We start from the raw sequence: 2825 nt of genomic DNA on the forward strand, positions 1-2825 counted from the left end.
GTCGGGGTGGGGGTCGGGTGCGGTGGTGTCGTTGCCGGGGCCGCCGCCCCTCGGGAGGAAGGCGACGACCGCGAAGCCGCCGTGGGAGGTCTCGGCCGCCATGAGGGTGCCGCCGAGCATGGCGGCTCGCTCGCGCATGCCCAGCAGGCCGTGGCCGGCGCCGGGGGACGGCGGGGCGGGCCGCTGGGGTCGGGAGTTGATCACCCGGACCTGCAGACCGCGCGGGAAGTGGGTGAGTTCCACCCGGACGGTGGAGCCGGGTGCGTGCCGCAGGGCGTTGCTGAGGGCCTCCTGGACTATCCGGTACGCCGACAGTTCCACGCCCGGCGGCAGGGGACGCTCCTCGCCCTCGATCTCCACGGTGACCGCCAGGCCGGCCGCGCGGGTGTTCTCCACGAGGGCGTCGAGACGGGCGAGCGTCGGCTGCGGGGTGTGCGGGGCGGTCCCTTCGGCGGCGGCCGCTATGCCGTGCGGGTCGTCGGGGTTCGACGGGTGTTCCGAGCGCAGGACCCCGAGGACGCGGCGGAGTTCGGTGAGGGCCTCCAGGGCGTTCTGGCGGATGCCGTGGAGGTTCTCCTTCAGCTCCTCGGACGGGTTCTCCACCAGGTGGGGGGCGACCTGCGCCTGGATGGAGATCACCGACATGTGATGGGCGACGACGTCGTGGAGTTCGCGGGCGATACGGCTGCGTTCTTCCAGGAGGGTGCGGCGGGCGCGCTCCTCTGCGGTGATCCCGGCCTGTTCGACGAGTTGGGTACGGGCTTCGCGGCGGCCCCGCATGGTGCTGCCGAGCAGGACGACGCCGAGGAACAGGGCGAGGGCGAGGGGGCTCGTCGACGAGTAGTGGGAGGCGCCGATGACGCCCTCGACGACGAAGGTGAGCAGCGTGGTCAACGCCAGCACCTCGACGGCCACCCGGGTCGGCAGCCGCAGGGCGAGCAGGAAGAGGATCACGGCGTGTGCGATGAGGCCGGGCGGGCTCCATGGCCAGGGGACGTCGGTGACGGTCGCGGGAGCGGGCAACGGGAACCCGAACTCCGGTCGCTGCGTGAGCAGCTGTGCCCGTGCGCCCAGGGCCACGACGACGGTGACCGCCGTCGACGCCCACCACGCCGGGACCGGCCACCACAGGGCCAGCACCACCGCCGCGGCCTGCACTCCGGCGCACAGCAGGGCGTACTCGGCGCCCAGTTCGTAGCCGTCGCCCATCTGGTCGACGTTGGCGAGCAGGTCGACGAACGCGATCAGGACGACGATGCCGTGCGGGAGCCAGCGCAGCCAGACGGACGGCGGCAGCGGATGGGAATCGCCGTTCAGCAGGTCCGCGCGCAACACCCGCAGCCCTGTGGTCAGTCGCTTCTCCACGGCACTCATCCGGAACAGCCTAGGCATGCCGCACCGCTTCGGCTCGCGGGTTCTCCGGGAGGCGGGGATGCGCAGTGCTCCGGTGCGGCGGCGATGTGCGCTGCGGGGCGGCCTGCAATGCGGCGGTCAGGGCTGTTTCCGGGTCCCGCCGGGTGCGGCGGGCAGCTCGCGGGGGCCTGGTCTCATGGATGTGGAAGGCGGCCCAGCAGAGCAGCAGGGCCAGGACGAACACCGGGAGCCAGGCCAGACGGGCCGCTATCCAGGCCGGGTTGTCGGGGAGCGTGTGGAGGCCGGGGAGGTGGCCTGCCGTCAGGGCCGTGGCGGTGGTGGCCATCAGGGCGGTCTGGTGCCAGAGGAACACCGTCATCGCCGACAGGTTGATCAACGCCACCGCCGCCCAGGCCAACGGGCGTCGCCCCAGGGTCCGGCGGAGCGGGTCGCGCAGCAGCAGGGCCAGACCGCACTGGGCCAGGCCGAAGGTGACGACCGCCAGGGTCGGGGGGTTCAGGTTGGAGACCTGGGCGCCGGGCACGCCGACCATCGACGCCGGGTAGCCGGCCCAGGTGATCAGGGCCGCCGTCGCCGCCGTACCGGACAGCAGGAGTGTCCAGCCCGCGCGGCGGCGGTCCAGTTCGCCTCTCGTCCAGGCCGCGCCCACCGTGTAGGGGACCAGCCAGCCGGCGGCCAGGTTGATCCAGCCCAGCGATTGCGGGGCGCCCAGGCCGAAGCGGGCCAGGTCCACGTGCAGGACCACGGCCAGGGGCCATACCGGGTTGAGGCGGAGCACCAGCGGGGTCGCCGCCGTCAGGGCCGCGAAGACCAGGAGGAACCACATCGGGGACAGGGCCAGTTTGAGGAGGGCGTGGATCGTGTCGAGGTCCGTGCCGGTGGCCAGGAGGCTGAGCGCCACCACGGTCCAGAGGGTGAGGACCGCCGCGACCGGGGTGAACAGACGGCTCAGTCGGGCGTGCAGCCACTGGGGGTACGTCGTGCCGCGGGCTCGGGCCGAGGTGTAGCTCCTCGTCGCCACGTGGCCACCCACCAGGAAGAAGACGGCGAGGGTCTGGAAGACCCAGGAGATGGGGGCCAGCCACGGCATGTGCTGGAGGGGGCTGGTGGTGCGGAGGGTGCCGTCCCCGACCGGGACGAGGGCTGTGACCAGCCAGTGGCCGAGGATTATCCCGAGGATGGCGAGGGCTCGTAGGGCGTCCACCGCACGGTCCCGCGTGGGCGGGGTCGCGGCGTGCAGGTGGTGGGCGGCTCGACGGAGGCGGTCTAGAGGGGTGGAGCGGCGAACTGACGCCGGGCGTGGTCGGCGTATGGCCGGTCCTTGTGCGGGCTGCGCACTACCGGCGGCCGTCGCCTCTGCTCCGGCTTCCGGCTTCTCCTCCGTTTCCGCGGCGGCTTTCACGAGTTCGGTAGCCGACCGCGTGGCCGTTTCACGCAAGCGGCTTGACTTC

2 protein-coding genes are annotated in these 2825 nt (G+C 72.7%); both read right to left on the reverse strand.

What is annotated here, in order from left to right; genetic code table 11:
- Window positions 1-1374, reverse strand: a 1374-nt coding sequence (locus tag AOK23_RS40805; RefSeq protein ID WP_107102989.1) for a sensor histidine kinase, incomplete at its 3' end; no start/stop codon positions are given.
- A gap of 10 nt (window positions 1375-1384) precedes the next feature.
- A complete protein-coding gene (locus AOK23_RS40810) occupies window positions 1385-2686 on the reverse strand; it encodes an acyltransferase family protein (RefSeq protein WP_079049988.1) in 1302 nt (433 codons plus the stop codon).
- Window positions 2687-2825: the final 139 nt, after the last annotated feature.

This window comes from Streptomyces torulosus, assembly GCF_001419765.1.
In the GTDB taxonomy this organism is placed as follows: Bacteria; Actinomycetota; Actinomycetes; order Streptomycetales; family Streptomycetaceae; genus Streptomyces; species Streptomyces torulosus.